The following is a 23397-nucleotide window of genomic DNA, read 5'->3' as shown; positions in this document are numbered from 1 at the left end:
CTGTGCCATGATCCCGATCCAGCCCGACCGATTCCTCGAAGACCTGCATGCGCTGCGCCGCTTCGGTGCCTCGGGGGTGGGCAAGGGCGTGCAGCGCCCGGCCTACAGCCCCCCCGATATCGAGGCGCGCGACTGGCTGGCCGGGCGGATGGAGGCCGCCGGTCTGGCACCGCGCTTCGACCCGATGGGCTCGCTCTTCGGGATCGCCGGAGAGCGCTCGCTTCTGCTGGGCTCGCATTCCGACAGCCAGCCCGAGGGCGGCTGGCTGGACGGCGCGCTGGGCGTGATCGCGGCGCTGGAGATCGCCCGGGCCGCGCGCGAGGCCGGCGGGCCGGCGATCTCGGCCGTCTCCTTCCAGGACGAGGAGGGGCGGTTTGGCGTCACCACGGGCAGCGCGGCCTGGGCCGGCGCGCTGGACCGCGAACGGGCGCAGACGCTGGTCGATTCCGATGGCGTGACGCTGGCCGAGGCGCGGGCCGCCATGGGCGCCCGGCTGGGCGACTGGCTGGACCCGGCGCAGTTCACCGGTTTCGTCGAGATGCATATCGAACAGGGGCCGGTGCTGGACCGCACCGCCGGCAAGATCGGCGTGGTCGAGGCCATCGTCGGCATCCGCGACATGGTGGTGCAGTTCGAGGGTCAGCAGAACCACGCCGGCACCACGCCGATGGCGCTGCGGCAGGACGCCTTCCAGGGGCTGGTGGCCTTCGCGGGGCTGCTCAACACCCGGCTGGCCGAGGTTGTGACGCCGGACACGGTCTGGACCATCGGCCACGTCGCGCTGCATCCCAACGCGCATTCCATCGTGCCGGGGCGCGCGGCCTTCTCGGTGCAGTGGCGCGATGGCGACGCCGGGCGGCTCGACCGGATGGAGGCGATCGTGCGCGACACCGCGCAGGAGGTGGCCGAGACGCATGGGCTGGCCTGTTCCTTCGGCCCGATGCTGGGCGTGCCGCCGGTGGCGATGGATGCGGGGCTGCGCGCCGCGCTGGCCGAGGCGGCCGAGGCGCAGGTGCCCGGCCTCTGGCGGCCCATGCCGTCGGGCGCACTCCACGATGCCTCGAACGCCGCGCGGCTGATGCCGGCGGCGATGCTCTTCGTGCCCTCGATCGGCGGGATCAGCCATGATTTCGCCGAGGATACGGACGAGGCCGACCTGGTGACCGGGTTGCAGGTGATGGCCGATGCCGTGGCGCGCATCGCGTCGTGATGGGCGGACAAGCCGCTTCGAAGCGGCTTGGACAAGCGGTTTCGAAACCGCTTTCTGAACGCGTTTGCAAACGCGTTGACGTAAGGCCCTTCGAAGGGCCTTACGCGCGCGTTCCCCCGGCGGCATCGACAGGCTAGACTGGGCGTGTCACGGGGAACGGAGGGGCGCATGGACCCGATATCGCTGGGCTATTACGCCCTTGTCTGCGGCCTGCTGGGGCTGGCCGGTCCGCGGCTGGGGCGCGCTCCTATCCGGCTGGGCATCGGCGCGCTGGTCGGGGTTGTCGCGGTGGCGATCCTGCCGCAGATCAAGCAGCTGCTGGGCCTGGCCGAGATCTACACGACGATCCAGCCCTAGCGTCAGTCCCAGGCGACCTCGCCGAGGAAGATGTAGCCCGCGCCGTAGATCGTCTTGATCAGCCGCGGGTTGCGGGGATCCTCGCGCAGCTTGGTGCGCAGCCGCGAGATGCGCACATCCATCGCCCGGTCGAAGCTCTCGCCCGCGCCGCCGCCCAGGCTCTCCTGCATGTGGGCGCGGGTGATCAGCCGCCGCGGGCTTTCGAGGAACAGGCGCAGCACCTCGCCCTCGGCATGGCTGAATGGCGTCTCCTGCCCCTCGGAATCCTCCAGCGCGTAGCGGTCGAAATGCGCGGTCCAGCCGTTGAACCGCGCGGTCTGACCGCGGCTGGAGGGGCGGGGGCCGCGCAGCCGGGCGCGGATGCGGGCCACCACCTCGGCCGGATCGAAGGGCTTGATGATGTAGTCGTCGGCGCCCAGTTCGAGCCCGGTGACGCGGTCCTGCACCTGCGCGCGGCCCGAGATGATGATGATCTTGGCGCCCTGTTCCAGCGCCAGCCGGTGCACGAGGCTGAGCCCGTCGCGGTCGGGCAGGCCCAGGTCCACCAGGCAGACATCGGGCGTGGTGCGGCGCAGCGCCGCCTCGAACTCGGCCGCGCGGGCAAAGGCCATGGTGCGGAACCCCGCCTCGGTCAGGGCGTCGGACAGCATGGCCCGGATCTCGGGTTCGTCGTCGAGGATGGTGACAAGCGCGCTCATGCCCGACCTGTTACGGCATCTGCCCGGGCCGGGGAACCGCGCCGTCGCGCGGATGTGCCGTCAGCACCTCGCGCAGGGCGTCTTGCGTGAAAGGCTTGCGCAGCACCGGGCCATGGGCGGCGGCGCGGACATGCAGCGGGTGATCGGGCGGCAGCGAGGTCATCAGCCGCACCGGCACGCCCTGCACCCGCTCCAGCAGGTCGAGCCCGGTGTCTTCGCCCTCGAGCGCGATATCGGACAGGACCAGCGCGATCTCGGGCAGCCCGTCCACCAGCGCGCAGGCCTCGTCGACCGAGCTCGCCTCGACCACGGAATGACCCAGCGCGGTCAATTCGCCGCGGATCGTCTCGCGCAGGTCGGCGCTGTCATCGACCAGCAGCACGAGCCCGCCGCCTTGCAGGGGCTGGGCCCGGCGCAGCGGCAGGCGCAGCGTCACCCGCGCGCCCGTGCCCGTGTTGGACAGCCGGACCGCGCCGCCGGCCAGCTTGGTCGTGTCATAGACCATGGCCAGCCCCAGCCCCGAGCCCTCGCCGCCCTTGGTGGTGAAGAACGGGTCCAGCCCGTGCTCCAGCGCCGTCTCGGAAAAGCCGGGGCCGGTATCGGTGACGGTGATCTGCAGCCAGGTGTCCTGCACCTCCTCGGCCGCCACGCGGATCTCGCCGGCGCCGCCGCAGGCATCGGCGGCGTTCAGCACGAGGTTCAGCAGCGCGTCCTGCAGCAGGCCGGGATCGGCCAGCACCGGGCCGGTGGTGGCATCGCGGATCATCAGGTGCAGCCCCTCGGGCAGGCTGGGCGTGGCCAGCGTCTCGAGATCTGCCAGCAGGCGCGCCGGCGACAATGGTTCGGCCTGCCAGTGGCGCTGCGAGGTGATGTCGCCGATCCGGTTCAGCAGCCGCCCGCCGCGTCGTGCCGCCTGCAGGGTGGCGGCGATCAGCGGCTCGGCCCGCGGGTCGGTGACGGTGCGGGCCAGTTTCGACTGCATGCCGAGGATGATGGTCAGCAGGTTGGAAAAATCATGCGCCAGCCCCGAGGTCAGCTGTGCGGCCATCTCGCGCCGCCGGGTCTGCTGCAGGGCGGCGCGGGTCTGGGTTTCCTCGGTGACGTCCTGCGACAGGATGTAGACGCCGGGCTCCAGCGGGTCGGGGGTGAAGACCGCCCTGATGCGCCGGGACGAGACCGCGTCGGTGAACTCGAAGGCCGATTGCCGGCCCGCCAGCGCGGCCTCGAGATGCGGGCGCACGCGGTCGAAGGCGGCCTCGCCCAGCACGTTGCGGATGTGACGGCCGTGGATCTCGGCGGCGCGGCCGGGCATCACCGCGGGCAGGCGGCGGTTGGAGAAGGTGTAGCGCCCCTCGGCATCCACGCGGGCGATATGGGCGGGCATCATCTCGGCCGTGGTGCGGGTGCGCGCCTCCATCTCGAGCAACTCGCGGCGCGCCTCTTCCAGAGCGGCATTTGCGGCGGCCAGCTGGCGGTTGCTGGCGGCCAGCTCCTCGGAGCGGCGCAGCACCTCTTCGGAGAGTACCTCGGAGCGGGCGCGCAGCAGCGCCTCCTGGGCCTTCACCTCGGTGATGTCGGTATAGACCGTGACCCAGCCACCATGCGGCAGCGGCGCGCCCTCGACCGAGATGGTCCGGCCATTGGCGCGGGTGCGCTCCATGTAATGCGGCTGGAAGGCCAGCGCGGTCTCGACCCGGTCGCGCACGAAGGCCTCGGGGTCGTCCACGGTACCGTATTCGCCGCTGGCCAGCAGGTGGCGGACCGTGTCCTCGAACCGGGCACCGGGCGTGGTCAGCGGTGCGGGCAGGTCGAACATCTCGGCGAAGCGGGCATTGCAGACCGCCAGCCGCAACCCGCTGTCATAGATGCTGAGCGCCTGCTGGATCAGGTTGAGCCCGGCCTGGATGAGCGCGGGATCCCTCATCGGGCCGCCGGTCCGGCGCTCGTGCTGCGCACCTCGCCCCGCCCGCCGTCCCGTGGCGCGAGTGGCTCCGGCATGGCGCCGGGGAGGCGGGGGGCTGCGTGGCGGGGCATGGGCACTCCTGTCCGGGAGCCCGAGCCTAGCGCGGCGCGCGGGGCCTGTCACCGGGGTCCGGCGGCGCCCGGGCGGGTCGTTACAATTCGTAAGAATTGGGAAAACATCCGGAAAAAGTTGACCGCCACGGTAAGCGTCAGCCTAATGAGACGAGAATCGCGACACAGGCGATCAGGCCGCCGCACGGGCGGCAGGGGAGGGCCGGAGGCACCGGTCAAGGGGAGGAGTTGACTTGGCGCAGCACGCTGAGGGCACTGAAGGCTTGCGGTCGATTCCGGCGCTGTTGCGCCGCAACGCGGAGCGGTTCGGCGACGCACCGGCCTATCGCGAGAAGGAATACGGGATCTGGCAGAGCTGGAGCTGGGCCGAGACCGAGCAGGAGATCGAGGCCTTCGCGCTTGGCCTGCTCAACATGGGCGTGGCGAAAGGCGATTACGTGGCCATCATCGGCCGCAACCGCCCGACGCTCTACTGGTCGATGGTGGCCGCGCAGATGGTCGGCGCGATCCCCGTGCCGCTCTACCAGGACGCGGTGGCCGAGGAGATGCGCTACGTGCTGGGCCATTGCGGCGCGCGCTTCGTCATCGCCGCCGACCAGGAGCAGGTCGACAAGGTCATCGAGATCCAGGAGGACCTGCACCAGTTCGAGCACATGGTCTATGTCGATCCGCGGGGCCTGCGCAAATACGACCACACGCGGCTGCACGAGTATTCCCATGTCCAGGCGCAGGGCCGCGCCGCGCATGACGAGCTGATCGGCGAGCTGACCCGCCGGCGCGAGGCGCTGGGCTATGACGACACCTGCGTGATGCTGTACACCTCGGGCACCACGGGCAAGCCCAAGGGCGTGGTGCTGTCCAATCGCAACATCATCGAGAGCGCGCGCGCTTCGTCGGAATTCGACGACCTGCGCCAGAGCGACAGCGTGCTGGCCTACCTGCCCATGGCCTGGGTTGGCGATTTCATCTTCTCGATCGGGCAGGCCTACTGGACGGGGTTCTGCGTGAACTGCCCCGAGGCCACGGCGACCATGTACGAGAACCTGCACGAGATCGGGCCGACCTATTTCTTCGCCCCGCCGCGCTATTTCGAAGAGCGCATCACCGCGCTGCTGATCCGGATGGAGGATGCGGGTCCGCTCAAGAAGCGGCTCTTCGACCACTTCATGGCCCATGCCCGCGAGGTCGGCCCGAAGCTTCTGGACGGCAAGCCGGTGGGCCTGATGGACCGGCTGAAATACGCCCTCGGCGAGGCGCTGATCTACAGTCCCGTGCGCAACCGCGCCGGTATGAGCCGGGTGCGCGTGGCCTATACCGCGGGCGAGGCGATCGGGCCCGAGATCTTCGATTTCTGGCGCTCGCTGGGGATCAACCTGAAACAGCTCTATGGCCAGACCGAGGCGAGCGTCTTCATCACCGTGCAGCCCGATGGCGAGGTGCGCTCGGACACCGTGGGGGTGCCCGCACCGGGGGTGGAGATCCGCATCGGCGAGAATGGCGAGGTCTTCTACCGCTCGCCCGGGACCTTCGTGGAATATTACAAGAACCCCGAGAGCACGGCCGACACCAAGGATGCCGAGGGCTGGGTCGCCACCGGCGATGCGGGCTTCATCGAGGAGGGCACCGGGCACCTGCGCATCATCGACCGCGCCAAGGACGTGGGCAAGATGGCGGACGGGGCGCTGTTCGCGCCGAAATACGTCGAGAACAAGCTGAAATTCTATCCCAACATCCTCGAGGCGGTGGTGTTCGGCGCCGGCAAGGAGCGCTGCGTGGCCTTCATCAACATCGACCTGACGGCGGTGGGCAACTGGGCCGAGCGCAACAACATCGCCTATGCCTCCTACCAGGAGCTGGCCGGCCATCCCCAGGTGCTGGACATGGTGCAGAGCCACGTGGAGGAGGTGAATGCCAGCGTCGCGCAGGACGACATGCTGTCGGGCTGCCAGGTGCACCGCTTCCTGATCCTGCACAAGGAGCTGGATGCCGATGACGGCGAGCTGACCCGCACCCGCAAGGTGCGCCGCAAGATCATCGGCGAGAAGTTCGGAGACCTTGTCACCGCGCTCTATGACGGATCGGAGGAGATCTATACCGAGACGGAAGTCACCTACGAGGACGGCCGCAAGGGCAAGATCCGCGCCACGCTGGAGATCCGCGACGCCAGGGTGATGCCCGTCGCGCCCAAGGCGATGGCGGCGGAATGAGTATGGCATCCGCTGGCCGGGCCTGCCTGCGGCAGGACGCTCTGCTGCGCATTCGCCCCGCCCACCGTCCCTTGGCCGCGCATCACCCGGGCGGCGCGCCCTGGCGGGCCGGTGCAAGGAGACCCCGTTACACGACACTGCCGGGAGGCCACGCGTGAAGGATACCGAAGGATACGTCACCGCCGATGGCCGCCAGATCGGCGGGGTGCTGATGGAGATGCGCAACATCACGCTGAAATTCGGCGGGGTGACGGCGATCAACGACATCTCGTTCGATGTGCGCGAGGGCGAGATCCGCGCCATCATCGGCCCCAACGGGGCGGGCAAGTCCTCGATGCTGAACGTGATCTCGGGCTTCTACACGCCGACCATCGGCGAGGTCTGGTACAAGGGCGAGAAGCGCCCGCCGATGAAGCCCTACGAGGTGGCGCGGATGGGCGTGGCGCGCACCTTCCAGAACATCGCGCTGTTCGAGGGGATGACGGTGCTGGACAATGTCATGACCGGGCGGCTGACCCACATGAACGCCAACGTGTTGCAGCAGGCGCTCTGGCGCGGTTTCGCTCGCGACGAGGAGATGGCCAATCGCGAGCTCGTCGAGAAGGTGATCGACTTCCTCGAGATCCAGGCGATCCGCAAGACCCCGGTGGGCCGGCTGCCTTACGGTCTGAAGAAGCGGGTGGAGCTGGCCCGCGCGCTGGCGGCCGAGCCGTCGATCCTGCTGCTGGACGAGCCCATGGCCGGCATGAACGTGGAGGAGAAGGAGGACATGAGCCGCTTCATCCTCGACGTGAACGACGAGTTCGGCACCACGATCGCGCTGATCGAGCATGACATGGGCGTGGTCATGGACCTGTCCGACCGGGTCGTGGTGATGGATTACGGGCGCAAGATCGGCGACGGCACGCCCGACGAGGTGCGGACCAACCAGGACGTGATCGACGCCTATCTGGGGGTGCCGCATTGAGGGCTGATCGGCCGGGAGGGGGCGCTGCCCCCGTCGCGCTGCGCGCGACTCCCCCGGGATATTTCTGGACCAAAGATGAGACGGGCGGCGCGCCCGGAGCGGAGACGACATGCTGAACGACATCTTCATCGCGCCCTTCGTGGACATGGTCGAGGCGCCCGACTTCCTGTTGCAGGTGCTGTGGGAGGGGCTGGTTTCGGGCGTGCTCTATGCGCTGATCGCGCTGGGCTTCGTGCTGATCTTCCGATCCAGCCGGATCTTCAACTTTGCCCAGGGCATCATGGTTGTCTTCGCCGCGTTGACGCTGGTGGGGCTGCATGCCTATGGCATCCCGGCCTGGATCGCGGTGGCGTTGACGCTGGGGGTGATGTTCGTGCTGGCGGTCAGCATCGAGCGGGTGGTGCTGCGCCCGCTGGTGGGCCAGCCCGACATCATCCTCTTCATGGCCACGATCGGCATCACGCTGTTCCTGATCGGCTTCGGCGAGATCATCTTCGGCGGCGAGAACAAGCAGATGATCACCGGCGAGCTGGGCATTCCCACCGGCGACACAGTGCTGGAGCCCTGGGGCGGGCTGCTGATCCTGCAACATCTGGACATCACCGTGGTGGTGGTGGCGACACTGCTGGTGGCCGCGCTGCTGGCCTTCCTGAACTACACCCAGATGGGCCGGGCGATCCGGGCGCTGGGCGATGATCACCAGGCGGCGCTGTCGGTCGGCATTTCGCTGCAGACGGTCTGGGTGCTGGTCTGGTTCATCGCGGGCATCATCGCGCTGGTCACGGGCATTGCCTGGGGTGCGCGGGCAGGCGTCAGCTTTGCGCTGGAGGTGATCGCCTACAAGGCGCTGCCGGTGCTGATGCTGGGCGGGCTTGAATCGATCACCGGGGCGATCATCGGCGGTCTGATGATCGGCATCCTGGAAAAGCTGTTCGAGATCTACTGGGGCCAGCCGCTTCTGGGGGGCAATACCGAGACCTGGTTCGCCTTCGTGCTGGCGCTGGTGGTGCTGCTCTTCCGCCCGCAGGGCCTGTTCGGGGAGCGCATCATCGAAAGGGTCTAGGGCGGCGCGGAGCGCGCCGCCAAACCCGGGGCCGCTTGGCCTTGTGTGGGAAAGGAAAAGGACAGGGCCACGTCCGTGGGCCTTTGTGAGAGGGACAAGATGTCGAAACTGATCGCGATCCTGAACGTTGTGGCCTGGGCCGGTTTCTGGGCCTTCGGCTACCTGGCGGCGACTACCCCGCCGGAAGAGGGATCCCGCATGGTGGTGGCGCTGCTGCTGGCGGCGACCGGCGCCGCGCTGGGGATCTGGGCCTATCTCTGGATCGTCCGCCACACGGTGGCGGCGGGCCATCCGCGGGCGACGCGCAGCCGGCCGCGCTTCGAGGCGGATGCCGGGCTGGAGACCTGAGATGAGCCGGACCCGCAAGCCCGACGAGTTGGCCGAGGATTTCGACGACCACCGCCCCGAGGTGGCCGACCTGGCCCGCGGGGCCAACGGGCTGGACGAACCTTCCGACCCGCAGGAGATCGCGCAGGGGCTGATGGCGGCGCAGATGCAGGCCATGTCGACCATGATGGCCGCCTCGGCCGAGATGACGGCCGCCACCTTCCGCGCGATGTCGCAGATGTGGGGCGCGAGCCTGCCGCGCGGCCGCGGCGACCGGGAGGAGGACTGAGCCATGGCGGGCGCGGCGCGGCGCGACGGGATGCTGACCGCCGGGCTGGTCTCGGCCGCGCTGAGCGCGCTGGCCGCCCTGCTGGGCGGGCTGCTGCTGGTCGCGCTGTCGGGCGGCGGGCCGGAATTCTGGCTGCTGCTGCTCGTGCTGGGCGCGGTCGTGCCGGTGCCGTGGCTGGTCCTGCGGGTGCTGAGCGCGGTGCGCGAGGCCGAGACCCTGCCGGGCCTGCCGGCGCCGGCCGCGTGGCAGGGCTGGGGCGTGCTGCTGCCGGGCCTCGCGGTCTGGCTGGCGCAAGGCTGGGCCGCGCTCTGGATCGCCTCTGGCGGGCCGGCCGGGCCGGGCCCGCGCGGGCTGGATCCGGCCGGCGCCGCGCTGGCGGGGGCGGTGCTGCTGCTGCCGGTGCCGGCGCTGGTGGCGCTGGGAAATTTCTGCCTGCGGGGCCGGCCGGTGCCGCCCGGGGGCGGTTGGGACGAGACCGCGCGCTGAGACGCGGCGAAGAGGGAGGAAGCCGATGCTCTATCGCACGGTGGGACAGTTCAAGACGACATACGAGGCGGACCAGGCATTGTTCCCGGTCCGGCAGGACGCGGTCCTGCTGGGGATCATCCTGGTCCTGGCCTGGGTGATCTTTCCGCTGACGGCGAGCGAGTTCACCTTCCAGGCGATCCTGATCCCGGTGCTGGTCTTCTCGCTGGCCTCGCTGGGGCTGAACATCCTGACCGGCTATGCCGGCCAGCTGAGCCTGGGCACCGGGGCCTTCATGGGGGTGGGCGCCTATGCCTGCTACAAGATGGTCACGCTGATGCCCTGGATGAACCCGGTGGTGGCGATCCTGCTGTCGGGCTTCTTCAGCGCCGGGGTGGGCGTGCTCTTCGGCATTCCCAGCCTGCGGATCAAGGGGTTCTACCTGGCCATCGCCACGCTGGCGGCGCAGTTCTTCCTGGTCTGGCTCTTCGAGAAATGGTCCTGGCTTTACAACTACAACGCCTCGGGCGCGATCCAGGTGCCCAATCTCGACATCTTCGGGGTGTACGTGACCGGGCCGCAGGCGGCCAGCGTGACGGAATACTACGTGGTGCTTTTCGTGGTGACGCTGCTGACGATGCTCTGCATCAACCTGACCCGCGGCAACCTGGGCCGGACGTGGAAGGCGACGCGCGACATGGACATCGCGGCCGAGCTGATCGGCATCAACCTGATGCGCTCCAAGCTGACCGCCTTCGCGATCTCGTCCTACATCGTGGGCGTGGCCGGCGCGCTCTACGTCTTCTCGTGGAAGGGCGCGGCCGAGCCCAATGTCTTCGACATCCCGCTGAGCTTCCAGGTGCTGTTCATCGCCATCATCGGGGGGCTGGGCTCGATCCTGGGCAACTACCTTGGCGCCGCGCTGATCGTGGGGCTGCCGGTGGTGCTGAACCTGCTGCCCGCGGCCTTCGGCATCCCGATCGACAGCGCCATGGTCGAGCATCTCAACATCATGATCGTGGGCGGGCTGATCGTGTTCTTCCTGATCGTGGAGCCGCATGGGCTGGCGCAGCTGTGGCGGCTGATCCGGGAGAAGCTGATCATCTGGCCCTTCCCCTACTGACCGGGGCCACCGGCGGGGTCCGCCCCGCCCCCGAGCCGGGCCGGACGGGCCGGTCCAAACAAGCAAAGACGCGCAAATCTCAGGGAGGAGATCCAATGAAACACTTTACCAAATGGGCCGTCGCCGCGGTCGTGGCCGGTGTCACCGCCGGCAGCGCCATGGCGCAGGAGCTCTACGCGCCCAACCTCGCCTACCGGACCGGCCCCTTCGCCGCGACCGGCATCCCGCTGATGAACGGGCAGGCCGACTACCTGACCATGCTCAACGAGCGTGATGGCGGCATCGGCGGCATCCGCATCAACGGCGAGGAATGCGAGACCGGCTATTCCACCGAGAAGGGCGTGGAATGCTACGAGAAGACCAAGTCCAAGGCGATCGTGACCCAGCCCTGGTCGACCGGCATCACCCTGCAGGTGCTGCCCAAGACCAATGTGGACGAGATCCCGATTCTTGCGCCGGGCTACGGCTTTTCGCCCATGGCCGACGGCACGACCTTCCAGTGGGCCTTCAACACGCCGTCGGGCTACTGGGACGCGGCCGACATGATCGTGCAGTATCTCGAGGGTCAGGGCAGCCTCGACGGCAAGACCATCGCCTTCCTGCATCTCGACCACCCCTATGGCAAGGAGCCGATCCCGGTGCTCGAGAAGCTTGCCGGCGAGAAGGGCTTCGAGCTGGAGCCGATCCCGGTCGGGCTGAAGGAAATGCAGAACCAGTCGGCACAATGGCTGCAGATCCGCCGCCTGCGTCCCGATTACGTGGTCATGTGGGGCTGGGGCGCGATGAACGCGGGCGCCATCACCGAGGCGGTCAAGACCAAGTTCCCGATGGAGAATTTCCTGGGCGTCTGGTGGGCCGGCCATGATGCCGACCTCAAGATCGTGGGCGAGGACGGCAAGGGCTACAAGTCGATCAGCTGGTCCTTCCCGAACCCCGACGCGCCCGTGATGGCCGACATCCAGACCCATGTGGTCGACAAGGGCCTGACCAAGTCCAATGCCGAGGAGATGTCGGGCGTGTTCTACAGCCGCGGCCTGATCATCTCGGCCATCCTGGCCGAGGGCATCCGCGTCGCGCAGGAGGAATACGGCACCGCCGAGATCGATGCGAGCCAGCTGCGCTGGGGCCTGGAGAACATCAACATGACCGAGGAGCGGATCAGCGAGCTGGGGCTCGACGGCATGGTGCCGCCCTTCCAGACCAGCTGTGCCAACCATACCGGACATTCCGGCGGCTGGATGCTGGAATGGGATGGCGAGAAATTCGTCAAGGTCTCGGACCTGCTGACGCCGAACGTGGCGGGCTACCAGGACCTGATCGACGAGAAGGCCGCCGAATATGCCGAGGCCAATGCGCCCTGGGCGATGAACGAAGAGTGCAACGTGACGAACTGAGCACGCGTCCCCGGCGGCGCGCGGGCGTCGCCGGGGGCACATGAGTATTTTCGGAAAGATGAAAGCAGGGGCCCCGATCCGGGGTCCCGCGCGGGCCGCCACCGCGGCCGGGACGGAGGAGACGGGAATGCTGGACGCCGCGAAGGGGGCCGCAGAGGCGCCGGAGACGGGCAAGGCCGGGCAGGCGCTGCTGGAGGTCAACAATGTCGAGGTGATCTACAACCACGTGATCCTCGTGCTGAAGGGCGTGTCGCTGAACGTGGCCAAGGGCGGGATCACCGCGCTGCTTGGCGGCAACGGCGCCGGCAAGACCACGACGCTGAAGGCGATCTCAAACCTGCTGCATTCCGAGCGCGGCGAGGTCACCAAGGGCTCGATCGTCTACAAGGGCGAGCGGGTGCAGGATCTCGACCCCGCGGCGCTGGTGAAGCGCGGCGTGATCCAGGTGATGGAGGGGCGGCACTGCTTCGAGCACCTGACGGTCGAGGAGAACCTGCTGACCGGGGCCTATACGCGCAGCGACGGCAAGGGCGCGGTCGAGGCGGACCTGGAGATGGTCTATGGCTATTTCCCGCGGCTGAAGGAGCGGCGGCGCAGCCAGGCGGGTTATACCTCGGGCGGTGAGCAGCAGATGACGGCGATCGGGCGCGCGCTGATGAGCCGGCCCGAGACGATCCTGCTGGACGAGCCCAGCATGGGGCTGGCGCCGCAGCTGGTCGAGCAGATCTTCGAGATCGTGAAATCGGTCAACGAGAACGAGGGCGTCTCGTTCCTGCTGGCCGAGCAGAACACCAATGTCGCGCTCAAATACGCGCATCGGGGCTACATCCTCGAGAACGGGCGCGTCGTGATGGAGGGCGCCGCGCAGGCGCTGCGCGAGAATGACGATGTCAAGGAATTCTACCTTGGCGTTTCCGACGAGGGGCGGCGGTCGTTCCGCGACGTGCGCTCCTACCGGCGGCGCAAGCGCTGGCTGGCCTGAGCCTTTTCAACCCGGGGGGAGATTTCGAGATGACACGCATGTTCCTGGCCGCCGCCGCCTTGGCGCTGATGCCTTTCGCGGCCATGGCCGACAGCCACGCGGCGGCGGGCTCGGCCGATCTGGTCAACCGCGAGGTGCTGCAGGAAAAGCTGCTGACCGGCCATGACGAGATGGTGGTGATCGTCTCGAAACTGGTGCTGGCGCCGGGCGGGCGCATCCCGCTGCACACCCATCCCGGTGACGAGCACGCGGTGATCGTGACCGGCGGCACGGCGACCATGCCCGACGGCTCCACGATGGACTTTGCCGATGACACGGTGATGTTCTTTCCCGCGGGCATGGTGCATGGGGGCGTGACCAATGCCGGCGAGACGCCGATCGAGATCCTGACCACCCATGTGCTGGAGGAGGGCCGCCCCTTCCAGACACTGGCCGAGTAGCGGGCCGGGACGGCGGAGGGCAAGCGGATGGGCGACAGGTTCGGACCCCTGCGGCAGGCGCTGGAGCGGTGGCAGGGCGAGGTGGATGCCGATCTGCGCATCGCCGCGCTGCCGGCCTCCCTGCTGCTGGATGCCGAAGGTGCGCCGGGTCTGGACGCACCGGCGCGCGGGCTGATCCGCGACGCGCTGTTGGTCAAGCTGGAGGCGGCGCGCCGCGGGGCGGGGCAGGAGAGCGAGGCCGATCTGGCCCGGCTGCGCGCCTGGGCCGACCGCGAAGCCGGACAGGCGCCCGCGGCGGCCACCCATCCGTATATCCGCGATGCGCTGGGCCTTGTGCCGGTGGCGCCGGGCAAGGGCCGGGGCTAGGCATGTTCGAGGCGCATCTCCTCGATCCGGGCCAGCGCCTCAGCGCGCGTGTTGCGGATGTTGGGCCGGAAATCCTGGCTCTCGGCGCGCAGGCGGATCTCGGCCTCGGTCTCGGAGCCGGGTGCGTAGCGCACCGAGCCGAGGCTGTGGGCGAGGTTCAGCAGCTTGCCGCGATGGGCATATTGCACCCAGGCCGCGGGCAGGATGCGGCAGCCGTCATAGTCGATCAGGAAGAACCACCGGTCGCGGCCGGTATCGGCGATGCGCTCCTCGATGTGGTCGTAGAAATCGTTCACGTCGCGCGAGTGGTTGAAGGTGAAATGCGAGAAATCGACCTCCATGATGCCGCGCTCGAAATCGAAGGCGATGCGGCGGACGAAATCGCCCGTGGCGTAGCAGGGATCGTGCTGCACCCGGGTGCGGCGGGTCGAGGGCATCTCGGCCAGGCGTGCCAGCGCATCGGCGCGGTTTGTGAAGAGGTTGGGATCGAAGGCCTCGGTCCGGGCCGCCCGCTCGATCTGGGCGGCGGTCTCGGGCGAGGCGTCGAAGCGTACCGAGCCCATGGAATGGGCCAGGTTCAGCGCCTTGCCGCGCGTGGCATAGGCCACCCAGGCCGCCGGGTCGATGCGCATGTCGTTGAGATTGACGAGGAAGAACCACAGCTCCTCTCCCGTCGCGGCGATGCGCTCCTCGATATGGTCGTAGAACCGGTTGACCGTGGCGCTGCTGTCGAAATGGAAGCCGGAGAAATCTGCCTCCATGATCTGGCGGTCGCGGTCGAAACGGATCCTCGGCTCGAATTCACTGGTCACGGCAGTCCCTCTCTCCTCCAGTCTCGGGGGCAGGGTAGGCGCGCGCCGGGACCCGCGCCTTGCGGCAGATCAAACGGGATTGACGTTGCGGCATCCCGGCGCCCTGCATCGGCGCCGTCCGGACAGCCACGGCCCATGGAACACGAAGAACGGAGGGTGGCATGAGCACCTATTTCGATGCGCTCGAGACACGGTCGCGGGACGCGCGCGAGGCCGCGCAGTTGGAGGCGCTGAACGCGCAGATGGAGCGGCATGGCCAAGCGCCGCTGGACGATCTGTCCGGGCTGGCCGCGCTGCCGGTGCTGCGCAAGGCCGAGCTGTCCGAGCGCCAGGCCGCGCAGCCGCCCTTTGGCGGGCTGCCGGTGCAGAACCTCGCCCACGTGTTCCAGAGCCCCGGCCCGATCTACGAGCCCGGCGGCACCGGCCATGACTGGTGGCGCATGGGCCGCTTCCTGAATGCCTGCGGGATCGGGCAGGGCGACATCGTGCAGAACTGCTTCGGCTATCACCTGACGCCCGCGGGGATGATCTTCGAGAACGGCGCGCGGGCGGTGGGGGCGGCGGTGCTGCCCGCCGGCACCGGCCAGACCGAGCTGCAGGCCCGCGCCGCGCATGACGTGAGTGTGACCGCCTATGCCGGCACGCCGGATTACCTGAAGGTGATCCTCGAGAAGGCCGACGAGATGGGGCTGACGCTGGCGATCACCCGCGCCGCGGTGGGCGGCGGGGCACTGTTCCCCAGCCTGCGCCAGTATTACGCCGACCGCGGCATCGCCTGCCTGCAATGCTATGCCACCGCGGACCTCGGCAACATCGCCTATGAAGCCCCGCCGCCGGGCTTCCCCGAGGCACTGCCCGAGGGGATGATCCTCGACGAGCATGTCATCGTCGAGATCGTGACGCCGGGCACCGGCGACCCGGTCGCGCCGGGCGAGGTGGGCGAGATCGTGGTGACCACGCTCAACCCCGACTACCCGCTGATCCGCTTTGCCACGGGCGATCTGTCGGCGCTGCTGCCGGGCGAGAGCCCCTGCGGGCGGACCAATGCCCGGATCAAGGGCTGGATGGGCCGGGCCGACCAGACCACCAAGATCAAGGGCATGTTCGTGCGCCCCGAACAGGTGGCGCAGCTGGTCTCGCGCCATGACGAGGTGGCGCGTGCTCGCGTGGTGGCCACGCGGCAGGGCGAGGCCGACGTGATGACCGTGCGGCTGGAGACGGCGGCCGAGGACCCGGCGCGCTACGAGGGAACCGTGCGCGAGGTGCTGAAGTTGAAAGGGGAGATCGAGCTGGTGCCGATCGGCGGATTGCCGCGCGACGGGCTCGTGATCGAGGACGCGCGCCGCTACGATTGAGCTTTCGCCTTGCCTGAGGGGGATTGGCGGATAGGCTCGCGTCAAGGAGGATTGAACATGAGCGCATTTCGTCTTTCCCTGCTGGGGCTTGTCGCGGGTACGGCCGTCCATGCCGCGGGCGACGCCCTGGTGATCGGCAACAGCCAGTACGACGCGATCCAGACCTTTTTCGGCAGCGCGCGGGTGGCGGAATCGGCCAAGGCCTTCTCGGATCTCGGCTTCGACGTGACCGAGATCCAGGATGCCGATGCCGATACGATGGCCACGGCCTATCTCGATTTCGTGCTGCAATTGCAGGAGGGCGACGGGCCGGTGGTCGTGGTGCTGGCCGGTGCCTTCGTGCACGCGCCCGGCGCCACCTACATGCTGCCCGTGGCCGGCGATGGCGAGCCCGACGATGCAGTGGCGATGCTGGACGCGCTGCCGATGGACGCGGTTCTGGCGGTTCTGGCGCGCTATCCCGGGCAGGCCTTTCTGGTGCTGGGCGAGACGGCGGTCGACCCCGAGGTCGGCCGCTTCCTGTCGCCCGGCGTGGGTGATCTGCAGATCCCGCAAGGCGTCACCGTGCTGCGCGGACCGGCCACGGATGTGGCCCGCTTCGCCTCGCGCGAGCTGGTGCAGGAAGGCCAGAGCCTGCTGGAGGCGGCCGAGCAATACGAGCTGTCGGTGGCCGGGTTCACGCCGCGCGACCTCGTGGTGGTCGCCGCGCCCGAGGCCGAGGCCGAGCCCGACAGCGACACAGCGGCGCCCGCGCCCGATCCGCAACCGGAGCCGGAGCCCGAACCCGAAATCGACACGGCCGCCGACGAAACCGCCTGGCGGCTGGCGCAGCAGGCCGATTCGGCCGAGGGCTACCGCACCTATCTCGACGGCTTTCCCGAGGGGCTGCATGCCGCCGCCGCGCGCCAGCGGCTGAAGGCCATCGAGGAAGAGCCCTATTACGCCGAGCGCCGCGCCGAGGAGGCGATGGAGCTGAGCCGCGACGCGCGCCGCGAGATCCAGCGCGACCTGTCGATCCTGGGCTATGACACGCGCGGCATCGACGGGATCTTTGGCCCGGGCACGCGCGGCGCGATCCGGCAATGGCAGGAGACCGCGAACGAAGAGCCGTCCTCCTATCTCGACAGCGCGCAGATCGCCCGGCTGGACGCGCAGGCGGCCCGCCGCGCGGCCGAACTGGAGGAAGAGGCGCGCCAGCGGCAGGAAGAACAGGAGCGCGCCGACCGGGCCTTCTGGCGTGAGGTCGAATCGAGCGGCGATGAAGCTTCTGTCCGGGCCTACCTCGAGCGCTATCCCGAAGGGCTCTTCGCCGACCGGGCGCGCGAGCTGTTGCGCGGGATCGAACAGCGCCGCGCCCAGCAGGCCGCGACGCAGGACCGCCGCCAATGGGCGCGGGTCGAAGAGGTCAACACGATCGAGGGCTACCGCGAATATCTCGAAGCGCGGCCCAACGGGGCCTTCGCCGCCGAGGCGCAGGCGCGGATCCGCCAGCTGGAGCGGCAGGCCGAACAGGCGCAGAATGCCGGGCGCGCCCGGGCCGAGGAACAGGGGCTGAACCTCAACCCCGTGGCCAAGCGGCTGGCCGAGGCGCGCCTCGCCCAGCTGGGTCTGCGCCCGGGCAACGTGGACGGCACCTTCGACGAGCAGACCCGCGCGGCGATCCGTCGCTACCAGGAAACCCGCGGCCTGCGTGTCTCGGGCTTTCTCGACGAGCAGACCGTGGTGCGCATCCTCGCGGACGGAATCCTCGGCGACTGACGGGCCAAGGCGGGCAAGCCGCTTCGAAGCGGCTTGAAGGAAGCGGTTTTAAAACCGCTTCCGAACGCGTTTGCAAACGCGTTCCTGCAAGGCTTTTCGAAAAGCCTTGCCCGCGCCCGGCCTCAGCGCATCATGACATAGTCACCGGGCGCACGGCCCAACGAGTCCCCTATCGCGGGCGGCGACACCTTCGGTGCGGAGTGCGCGGCCAGCCATGCCGCCCATTCCGGCCACCACGAGCCCTCCTGCGGCGCATGTCCGGCCAGCCAGCTGTCGGGATCCATGTAGAGCGCACTCTCGGCCCTGTGGCCGATGCGTTAATGCCGCCGCGGGTGCCCGGGCTCGGAGACGATCCCGCCATTATGCCCGCCCTTGACCAGCACGAAGCGCAGGTCGCACTCGGTGAACAGCTTGGTCTTGTAGACCGACCGCCACGGCGCGATGTGGTCCTTTTCGGTGCCCACGACGAACATCGGGGCGCGGATGTCCTTCAGCGCGATCACCCGCCCGTCCACGGCGAACCGCCCGGAGACCAGCCGGTTTTCCAGGAACAGGCCGCGCAGGTATTCCGAATGCATCCGCGCCGGCATGCGCGTGGCATCGGCATTCCACGCGCCCATATCGGTGGGCATCTCCTCGATCCCCATCAGGTAGCGGCGCACCGCGCGGGTCCAGACCAGATCCTCGGCCCGGATGGCGCGGAAGGCGCCGACCATCTGCCCGGTGTCGAGATAGCCGCGATCCCACATCATGTCCTCGAGAAAGGCGATCTGCGATTCGTCGAGGAAGAGCAGCAGCTCGCCCGCCTCGGTGAAATCGGTCTGCGCCGCCAGAAGCGTGATCGAGGCGAGGCGGTCATCGCCATCCCGCGCCATGGTGGCCGCGGCAATGGACAGGATGGTGCCGCCAAGGCAGTAGCCCGTGGCATGGATGCGCGTGTCGGGCAGGATGTCCGACACACGGTCCAGCGCCGCCATCACCCCGTCGCGGCGATAGGCGTCGAGCCCGAGATCGGCCTCGTTCGGCCCGGGATTGATCCAGGAGATCACGAAGACCGTGTGCCCCTGTCCCACCAGCCAGTTGATCAGCGAATTGTGGGGCGAGAGATCGAGGATGTAGTATTTCATGATCCAGGCCGGCACGATCAGTACGGGCTCGGGATGCACGGTCTCGGTCTGCGGGTGGTACTGGATCAACTCGAAGAGCGGCGTGCGCAGCACCACCTCGCCCGGCGTGGCGGCAAGGGTCTGCCCGACGGCATAACCTTCGGGCTGCGGGGCAGGGGCCTTGGTCGCCAGCTCGGCGATGTCGGCCAGCACGTGGCGCGCGCCGTCCACGTAATTGCGGCCAAGCCGGTCGCGGCTGCGCGCCACGATCTCGGGATTGGTCGGCGGGAAGTTCGAGGGCGAGACCGTGTCCAGCGCCTGCCGCGCCATGAAACGCGCCCTGTCGCCATGTTCGCGATGCATGCCCGGCAGATCGCTGGTGGCAGCATCCCACCAGTCCTGGACGGCCAGAAAGCCCTGCGCCCACATGTTGAAGGGCGGCCGCGCCCATCCGGGATGGGTGAAGCGGTGATCATAGGGGCGGGGCGCGAAGGGCGGCTCGGGCGCCCCGCCAAGCGCGCTCTGCGTGCCATAGGCCCAGAGCCGGCCCATATTGGCGGCGGCGCGCTCGGTCAGTTCCAGCTGCCGACCCGGCGCCATGGCCAGGTGCATCGCCCAATCGGTCAGCGCGCTGGCCGTGGCATAGGGCGAGACGCCGCCCGTGACCTGCGCCATGCCGGCGCGCAGGGCGCGATCCAGGTTGCGATGCGGGTGCGGGTCGGGGCGTGCGGGATCTGCGGTCATCGGGTCCTCCGGCGCGGGTCGATCGGGGTGTTCGCGCGCAGGCTAGGGGGTGCTGCGGTGCAGCACGTTGATGCAGATCACATGCGCCGGCCGTGATCGGGCTCCGCCCCCGTGGCCCCAAACGAAAAAGACCGCAGGCACGTGGCCTGCGGTCCTGATCCGGTCCCTTGCGGGAAGGCGTGGTCAGCCCTGGCGGGCCTTGAACCGACGCTGCGTCTTGTTGATCACGTAGACGCGGCCCTTGCGGCGCACAACGCGGCAGTCGCGGTGGCGCTTCTTGAGCGAGCGGAGCGAGTTTGCGACCTTCATGGTCTTCTCCCTTTCGTCGCGGCGCGCGAGCGCCCGTTGCAGCCAATACCCGACGAAAGCGCGATCCCGGGGACCGCGCAACGCCGGGTGATGAAATCCATGGTGGGCGATACTGGGATCGAACCAGTGACCCCTTCGATGTCAACGAAGTGCTCTACCGCTGAGCTAACCGCCCGTATGGCCGACCCGTCGTTCCGTGCCCCAATAAAAGGGGCGCGGGATCTCCGCGCCGGTGAAGGGTCTATAAAAGGGATCGAAACCGGGATCAAGGCCTTTTGGCATCCGAGAATTTCGGTCTATTCTCCTGTGCGAGAAGGAGACAGGATGCCCAGTACCGCCTATCACCTGCATCTGCCGGACGTGCCGTCGTCCTGCGTGGTGTTCGCGTCTCCCCATTCCGGGCGGGACTACCCGTGGTCCTTCCTCAAGGACACGATTCTCGACGAACATGCGATTCGCTCGTCCGAGGATGCCTATGTGGACCGCCTGTTCGACTGTGCGCCGCAATTCGGGGCGCCGCTGCTGCGCGCCGGGGCGCCGCGCGCCTATGTCGATCTCAACCGCGCCTGCGACGAGCTGGATCCCGCCCTGATCGACGGGGTGCGCCGTGGCGGGCATAATCCGCGGGTGGCCAGCGGGCTGGGCGTGGTGCCGCGGGTGGTGGCCAACGGGCGCGCCATCTATCGCGGCAAACTGTCGCGGGTCGAGGCCGACCAGCGGCTCAAGCGAATCTGGCACCCCTATCACTCGCAGCTGGCCGAGCTTCTGGGCCGGGCGCACGGGCTGTTTGGCGAGGCGATCCTGATCGATTGCCATTCCATGCCGCACGAGGCCGCCGAATCGGTGGTGCGCAACGGCGCGCGTCGGCCCGAGATCGTGATCGGTGACCGGTTCGGCGCCTCGGCCTCGGTCGAGATCGTCGAGCGGATTGAGGCCGCCTTCGCCATGGCCGGGCTGGTCGTGGCGCGCAACACGCCCTTTGCCGGCGCCTACACGACGCAGCAATACGGCCGCCCCTCGCGCAACCAGCATGCCATCCAGATCGAGATCGACCGGTCGGTCTACATGGATGAGGCCCGCGTGCGTCCGAACGCCAATTTCCACGCCTTCCGCAAGCTGCTGCGCGGCGTGGTGGCCGATATCGCCGCGCTGGGCAGCCGCGACCAGCAGCTCGCCGCGGAATAACGCGGCCTCAGCCCGCCTCGAACAGCCGGGACAGCGCCGCGTCCAGCGGGGTCGGGTCGTCGAGGGTCAGCCGCACGGGCAGGGCCAGCACCTGGCCGCGGAAGCTGGACGGCAGGCGGACGGCGTCCTTCTCGGTGGTGACAAGCTGCGCCCCCAGCGCGCGCGATTCGGCCTGCAACCGCCCCATCAGCGAATCGGACAGCGGTTGGTGGTCGTCCAGCGGCTCGGCCCGGCGCAGGTCGGCCCCCAGCGCGCGCAGCGTGGCAAAGAACTTCTCCGGATGGCCGATCCCCGCAAAGGCCAGTACGGGCAGGTCCTGCCAGTCCATGCCGGTCTGCAGCGGCGCAAGATGGCCGGTCAGGTGCGGCACGTCCAGCGCCGGGGCCCAGAGCCGGGCGAATCGCGCCTGCGCCGGCTCGGCCCCGATCGACAGCACCATGTCGGCGCGGGCCAGCCCGGCGGGCACCGGCTCGCGCAGCGGGCCTGCGGGCAGGCAGCGCCCATTGCCGAACCCGGCCACGGCATCGACCACGACCAGCGACAGGTCCTTGCGCAGGGCGGGGTTCTGGTGCCCGTCATCCAGCACCAGGCAATCGGCCCCGGCGGCCTCGGCCGCGCGGGCGCCGGCGGCGCGGTCCCGCGCGACCCAGGTGCGGGTAAAGGCGGCCAGCAGCAGCGGTTCGTCTCCGGTCTCTGCCGCGCCATGGCGCCGGGGGTCGACCTCGACCGGGCCGGTCAGCGTGCCGCCATAGCCGCGCGTGATGACATGCGGCCTGCGCCCGGCCTCCAGCAGGCGCTGGCAGAGCGCGATCACGGTGGGGGTCTTGCCGGTGCCGCCGGCATTGATGTTGCCGACGCAGATCACCGGCACGTCTGGGGCATGATCGGGCGGGCGCGCCACCCGGCGCGCCGTGGCGCGCGCGGTCAGGTGACCCAGCGGCGCCAGCAGGCGCGCGGCAAGGGCCGGGCGGTCGGGCTCGGTATTCCAGAAACGCGGCGGGCGCATCAGGCCCGCTCCGGCGCGTCGAGCATCTCGCAGCAATCGGCGATCACCCGGTCGACCAGCTTGGCGCCCGAGGACACCACGTCCCAGCCGGCATGGGCCATGGCGGCGATCTGGTCGGGCGCCACGAGGTTCGACACCGCGGCCCCCAGCGAATCGGCGTCGCGCACGATGCGCGCGGCCCCGGCCTCGACCAGCGCGCCATAGGCGGGCAGGTGGCGGCGCACATGCGGGCCGTAGAGGATGGCCGAGCCCAGCGATGCGGCCTCGAACGGGTCCTGCCCGGAGGCGCCGGTGCGCAGCGAACCGGCCAGGAAGACCAGCGGCGCCAGCCGGTACCACAGGCCCAGCTCGTCATCGTCGCGGGTCAGGATGACCTGCGTGTTCTCGTCGGGCATCTCGCCATTCTCCCAGTCGCAGACGCGCATCTGCATTGCCGCCGCCGTCTCGGCCATCAAGGCGCTGTCGGCGGCATCCGCCGGGACCAGCACCAGCAGGAGCCGGTGGGCCAGCCGCACCGCGCGGCGATGGGCGCTGAGGACGTCATGCGCCTCGGAGGCGGGCACCCGCGCGGCCAGCCAGACCGGCCGGCCCGCGATCAGCCCGGCGATCTCCTCGTGCAGCGCATCGGGACAGCTGAGCGGCATGGCGGTGTCCAGAAGCGGCCCGGCGATCTGGATGCGCTGCGGGGCCGAGCCCAGCCGGCGCAGGCGCCGCGCGGCGGCATCGTCATTGGCATAGAGCATCTCGAAGGCGGGCAGCACCGCGGGCACCGGGTCGGGCAGCCAGCGCGGCCCGGGCGCGGTCAGCGGCGCATCCGACAGGTCCATGGCGATGGCGCGCGTGCCGTGGCGATAAAGCGCGTCGACCAGCGCCGGGCGCAGGTGCTGGCCGGCCCAGAGCAGCAGCTCGGGGCGCAGCGCGCGGGCGAATGCCTCGGCCTCGGCGGCGCCGTCCTCGGGCAGGGTGACGGCGATCTGGCCGGGCTGCAGCGGCGCGTCGCCCGACAGGGCCAGCGTCACCTCGGGGCGCATCACGGCCAGCCGCGCGCCCATGTTGGCCAGCGCACGCGCCTGTTCCGGGGTCTCGCCATGGGCCAGCACCACGGGCCCCTCGGGGCGCGTGACGGGCGGGGCGGGGGCCGGGGTGCCGGCGCGCGCATAGGCCAGGTAGGCCTGCAGGCTGAGCGCGCGGCGCGGCAAG

At 69.3% G+C, this 23397-nt stretch carries 23 protein-coding genes and 1 tRNA gene; 16 read left to right on the top strand and 8 right to left on the bottom strand.

Annotation, left to right across the window (positions count from 1 at the left end; genetic code table 11):
- The first annotated feature begins 7 nt into the window (after window positions 1-7).
- The gene (locus AVJ23_RS03400) at window positions 8-1210 is read left to right on the top strand and encodes a hydantoinase/carbamoylase family amidase (RefSeq protein ID WP_058860712.1); all 1203 of its coding nucleotides are present in this window, start codon (window positions 8-10) and stop codon (window positions 1208-1210) included.
- A 168-nt stretch (window positions 1211-1378) separates the two neighbouring features.
- Window positions 1379-1567 (top strand): hypothetical protein, encoded by a 189-nt coding sequence (locus tag AVJ23_RS03395; RefSeq protein ID WP_058860711.1) that lies wholly within the window; start codon window positions 1379-1381, stop codon window positions 1565-1567.
- A gap of 2 nt (window positions 1568-1569) precedes the next feature.
- Here the strand turns inward: AVJ23_RS03395 and AVJ23_RS03390 are convergent, their stop codons facing one another.
- Both AVJ23_RS03390 and AVJ23_RS03385 read right to left on the bottom strand, forming a co-directional pair.
- On the bottom strand, window positions 1570-2265 hold the full coding sequence (locus AVJ23_RS03390) for a response regulator transcription factor (RefSeq protein WP_058860710.1): 696 nt from the start codon (window positions 2263-2265) through the stop codon (window positions 1570-1572).
- A gap of 10 nt (window positions 2266-2275) precedes the next feature.
- The gene (locus AVJ23_RS03385) at window positions 2276-4189 is read right to left on the bottom strand and encodes a hybrid sensor histidine kinase/response regulator (RefSeq protein ID WP_058860709.1); all 1914 of its coding nucleotides are present in this window, start codon (window positions 4187-4189) and stop codon (window positions 2276-2278) included.
- Window positions 4190-4532: 343 nt separating this feature from the next.
- Here AVJ23_RS03385 and AVJ23_RS03380 point away from each other — a divergent pair, with 343 nt between their 5' ends.
- The 11 genes from AVJ23_RS03380 (at window position 4533) to AVJ23_RS03330 (ending at window position 13922) form a co-directional block, all read left to right on the top strand.
- Window positions 4533-6506, top strand: coding sequence for an AMP-binding protein (locus tag AVJ23_RS03380; RefSeq protein ID WP_058860708.1), 1974 nt, complete (start codon window positions 4533-4535; stop codon window positions 6504-6506).
- A 211-nt stretch (window positions 6507-6717) separates the two neighbouring features.
- Window positions 6718-7473 (top strand): ABC transporter ATP-binding protein, encoded by a 756-nt coding sequence (locus AVJ23_RS03375; RefSeq protein WP_240484506.1) that lies wholly within the window; start codon window positions 6718-6720, stop codon window positions 7471-7473.
- Between the two features lie 109 nt (window positions 7474-7582).
- On the top strand, window positions 7583-8536 hold the full coding sequence (locus AVJ23_RS03370; protein WP_058860706.1) for a branched-chain amino acid ABC transporter permease: 954 nt from the start codon (window positions 7583-7585) through the stop codon (window positions 8534-8536).
- Between the two features lie 99 nt (window positions 8537-8635).
- A complete protein-coding gene (locus AVJ23_RS03365; protein WP_058860705.1) occupies window positions 8636-8884 on the top strand; it encodes a hypothetical protein in 249 nt (82 codons plus the stop codon).
- A gap of 1 nt (window position 8885) precedes the next feature.
- Window positions 8886-9152 (top strand): hypothetical protein, encoded by a 267-nt coding sequence (locus AVJ23_RS03360; protein ID WP_058860704.1) that lies wholly within the window; start codon window positions 8886-8888, stop codon window positions 9150-9152.
- 3 nt (window positions 9153-9155) lie between these two features.
- Window positions 9156-9638, top strand: a complete 483-nt coding sequence (locus AVJ23_RS03355; RefSeq protein WP_058860703.1) for a hypothetical protein — start codon at window positions 9156-9158, stop codon at window positions 9636-9638.
- Between the two features lie 25 nt (window positions 9639-9663).
- On the top strand, window positions 9664-10740 hold the full coding sequence (locus AVJ23_RS03350; RefSeq protein ID WP_058860702.1) for a branched-chain amino acid ABC transporter permease: 1077 nt from the start codon (window positions 9664-9666) through the stop codon (window positions 10738-10740).
- A gap of 95 nt (window positions 10741-10835) precedes the next feature.
- A complete protein-coding gene (locus tag AVJ23_RS03345) occupies window positions 10836-12134 on the top strand; it encodes an ABC transporter substrate-binding protein (protein ID WP_058860701.1) in 1299 nt (432 codons plus the stop codon).
- A 127-nt stretch (window positions 12135-12261) separates the two neighbouring features.
- A complete protein-coding gene (locus AVJ23_RS03340) occupies window positions 12262-13116 on the top strand; it encodes an ABC transporter ATP-binding protein (RefSeq protein WP_058860700.1) in 855 nt (284 codons plus the stop codon).
- A gap of 29 nt (window positions 13117-13145) precedes the next feature.
- Window positions 13146-13556, top strand: coding sequence for a cupin domain-containing protein (locus AVJ23_RS03335; protein WP_084794255.1), 411 nt, complete (start codon window positions 13146-13148; stop codon window positions 13554-13556).
- 27 nt (window positions 13557-13583) lie between these two features.
- Window positions 13584-13922, top strand: a complete 339-nt coding sequence (locus AVJ23_RS03330) for a hypothetical protein (protein WP_058860698.1) — start codon at window positions 13584-13586, stop codon at window positions 13920-13922.
- Here AVJ23_RS03330 and AVJ23_RS03325 read toward each other — a convergent pair.
- Window positions 13919-14734, bottom strand: coding sequence for a hypothetical protein (locus AVJ23_RS03325; protein ID WP_058860697.1), 816 nt, complete (start codon window positions 14732-14734; stop codon window positions 13919-13921). The genes AVJ23_RS03330 and AVJ23_RS03325 overlap by 4 nt on opposite strands.
- Window positions 14735-14895: 161 nt before the next feature.
- On the opposite strand from AVJ23_RS03325, the gene AVJ23_RS03320 reads away from it, so the two are divergent.
- Entirely contained in the window at window positions 14896-16089 is a 1194-nt protein-coding gene (locus AVJ23_RS03320; protein ID WP_058860696.1) for a phenylacetate--CoA ligase family protein, read from the top strand.
- Window positions 16090-16146: 57 nt separating this feature from the next.
- The gene (locus AVJ23_RS03315) at window positions 16147-17847 is read left to right on the top strand and encodes a peptidoglycan-binding domain-containing protein (protein WP_058860695.1); all 1701 of its coding nucleotides are present in this window, start codon (window positions 16147-16149) and stop codon (window positions 17845-17847) included.
- A gap of 317 nt (window positions 17848-18164) precedes the next feature.
- On the opposite strand, the gene AVJ23_RS03310 is transcribed toward AVJ23_RS03315, so the two are convergent.
- From AVJ23_RS03310 to AVJ23_RS03300, 3 genes are all read right to left on the bottom strand, one after another.
- Window positions 18165-19697, bottom strand: a complete 1533-nt coding sequence (locus tag AVJ23_RS03310) for a PHA/PHB synthase family protein (RefSeq protein ID WP_240484500.1) — start codon at window positions 19695-19697, stop codon at window positions 18165-18167.
- 183 nt (window positions 19698-19880) lie between these two features.
- Entirely contained in the window at window positions 19881-20006 is a 126-nt protein-coding gene (gene ykgO / locus AVJ23_RS03305; protein WP_007792261.1) for a type B 50S ribosomal protein L36, read from the bottom strand.
- A gap of 100 nt (window positions 20007-20106) precedes the next feature.
- Window positions 20107-20181, bottom strand: a tRNA-Val gene (locus tag AVJ23_RS03300).
- A gap of 149 nt (window positions 20182-20330) precedes the next feature.
- On the opposite strand from AVJ23_RS03300, the gene AVJ23_RS03295 reads away from it, so the two are divergent.
- Window positions 20331-21191, top strand: a complete 861-nt coding sequence (locus AVJ23_RS03295; protein ID WP_058860694.1) for an N-formylglutamate amidohydrolase — start codon at window positions 20331-20333, stop codon at window positions 21189-21191.
- A 7-nt stretch (window positions 21192-21198) separates the two neighbouring features.
- Here the strand turns inward: AVJ23_RS03295 and lpxK are convergent, their stop codons facing one another.
- Both lpxK and AVJ23_RS03285 read right to left on the bottom strand, forming a co-directional pair.
- Window positions 21199-22197 carry a tetraacyldisaccharide 4'-kinase gene (lpxK, locus tag AVJ23_RS03290; RefSeq protein WP_058860693.1) on the bottom strand — a complete coding sequence of 333 codons (999 nt, stop codon included), beginning with the start codon at window positions 22195-22197 and terminating at the stop codon, window positions 21199-21201.
- A complete protein-coding gene (locus tag AVJ23_RS03285; RefSeq protein WP_058860692.1) occupies window positions 22197-23396 on the bottom strand; it encodes a 3-deoxy-D-manno-octulosonic acid transferase in 1200 nt (399 codons plus the stop codon). Before AVJ23_RS03285 ends, lpxK begins: the two co-directional genes overlap by 1 nt.
- Window position 23397 lies beyond the last annotated feature (1 nt).

The organism is Pseudoponticoccus marisrubri (genome assembly GCF_001482405.1).
In the GTDB taxonomy this organism is placed as follows: Bacteria; Pseudomonadota; Alphaproteobacteria; order Rhodobacterales; family Rhodobacteraceae; genus Pseudoponticoccus; species Pseudoponticoccus marisrubri.
Note: the sequence above shows the minus strand (reverse complement) of the source record. Positions and strands in the feature narration are given on the sequence as shown.

Excerpts from the sequence above, each read along its gene's own strand:
- AVJ23_RS03400 (WP_058860712.1), top strand. The coding sequence starts at position 8 with ATGATCCCGATCCAGCCCGACCGATTCCTCGAAGACCTGCATGCGCTG.
- AVJ23_RS03395 (WP_058860711.1), top strand. The coding sequence starts at position 1,379 with ATGGACCCGATATCGCTGGGCTATTACGCCCTTGTCTGCGGCCTGCTG.
- AVJ23_RS03390 (WP_058860710.1), bottom strand. The coding sequence starts at position 2,265 with ATGAGCGCGCTTGTCACCATCCTCGACGACGAACCCGAGATCCGGGCC.
- AVJ23_RS03385 (WP_058860709.1), bottom strand. The coding sequence starts at position 4,189 with ATGAGGGATCCCGCGCTCATCCAGGCCGGGCTCAACCTGATCCAGCAG.
- AVJ23_RS03375 (WP_240484506.1), top strand. The coding sequence starts at position 6,718 with ATGGAGATGCGCAACATCACGCTGAAATTCGGCGGGGTGACGGCGATC.
- AVJ23_RS03370 (WP_058860706.1), top strand. The coding sequence starts at position 7,583 with ATGCTGAACGACATCTTCATCGCGCCCTTCGTGGACATGGTCGAGGCG.
- AVJ23_RS03365 (WP_058860705.1), top strand. The coding sequence starts at position 8,636 with ATGTCGAAACTGATCGCGATCCTGAACGTTGTGGCCTGGGCCGGTTTC.
- AVJ23_RS03360 (WP_058860704.1), top strand. The coding sequence starts at position 8,886 with ATGAGCCGGACCCGCAAGCCCGACGAGTTGGCCGAGGATTTCGACGAC.
- AVJ23_RS03355 (WP_058860703.1), top strand. The coding sequence starts at position 9,156 with ATGGCGGGCGCGGCGCGGCGCGACGGGATGCTGACCGCCGGGCTGGTC.
- AVJ23_RS03350 (WP_058860702.1), top strand. The coding sequence starts at position 9,664 with ATGCTCTATCGCACGGTGGGACAGTTCAAGACGACATACGAGGCGGAC.
- AVJ23_RS03345 (WP_058860701.1), top strand. The coding sequence starts at position 10,836 with ATGAAACACTTTACCAAATGGGCCGTCGCCGCGGTCGTGGCCGGTGTC.
- AVJ23_RS03340 (WP_058860700.1), top strand. The coding sequence starts at position 12,262 with ATGCTGGACGCCGCGAAGGGGGCCGCAGAGGCGCCGGAGACGGGCAAG.
- AVJ23_RS03335 (WP_084794255.1), top strand. The coding sequence starts at position 13,146 with ATGACACGCATGTTCCTGGCCGCCGCCGCCTTGGCGCTGATGCCTTTC.
- AVJ23_RS03330 (WP_058860698.1), top strand. The coding sequence starts at position 13,584 with ATGGGCGACAGGTTCGGACCCCTGCGGCAGGCGCTGGAGCGGTGGCAG.
- AVJ23_RS03320 (WP_058860696.1), top strand. The coding sequence starts at position 14,896 with ATGAGCACCTATTTCGATGCGCTCGAGACACGGTCGCGGGACGCGCGC.
- AVJ23_RS03315 (WP_058860695.1), top strand. The coding sequence starts at position 16,147 with ATGAGCGCATTTCGTCTTTCCCTGCTGGGGCTTGTCGCGGGTACGGCC.
- AVJ23_RS03310 (WP_240484500.1), bottom strand. The coding sequence starts at position 19,697 with ATGACCGCAGATCCCGCACGCCCCGACCCGCACCCGCATCGCAACCTG.
- ykgO (WP_007792261.1), bottom strand. The coding sequence starts at position 20,006 with ATGAAGGTCGCAAACTCGCTCCGCTCGCTCAAGAAGCGCCACCGCGAC.
- AVJ23_RS03295 (WP_058860694.1), top strand. The coding sequence starts at position 20,331 with ATGCCCAGTACCGCCTATCACCTGCATCTGCCGGACGTGCCGTCGTCC.
- lpxK (WP_058860693.1), bottom strand. The coding sequence starts at position 22,197 with ATGCGCCCGCCGCGTTTCTGGAATACCGAGCCCGACCGCCCGGCCCTT.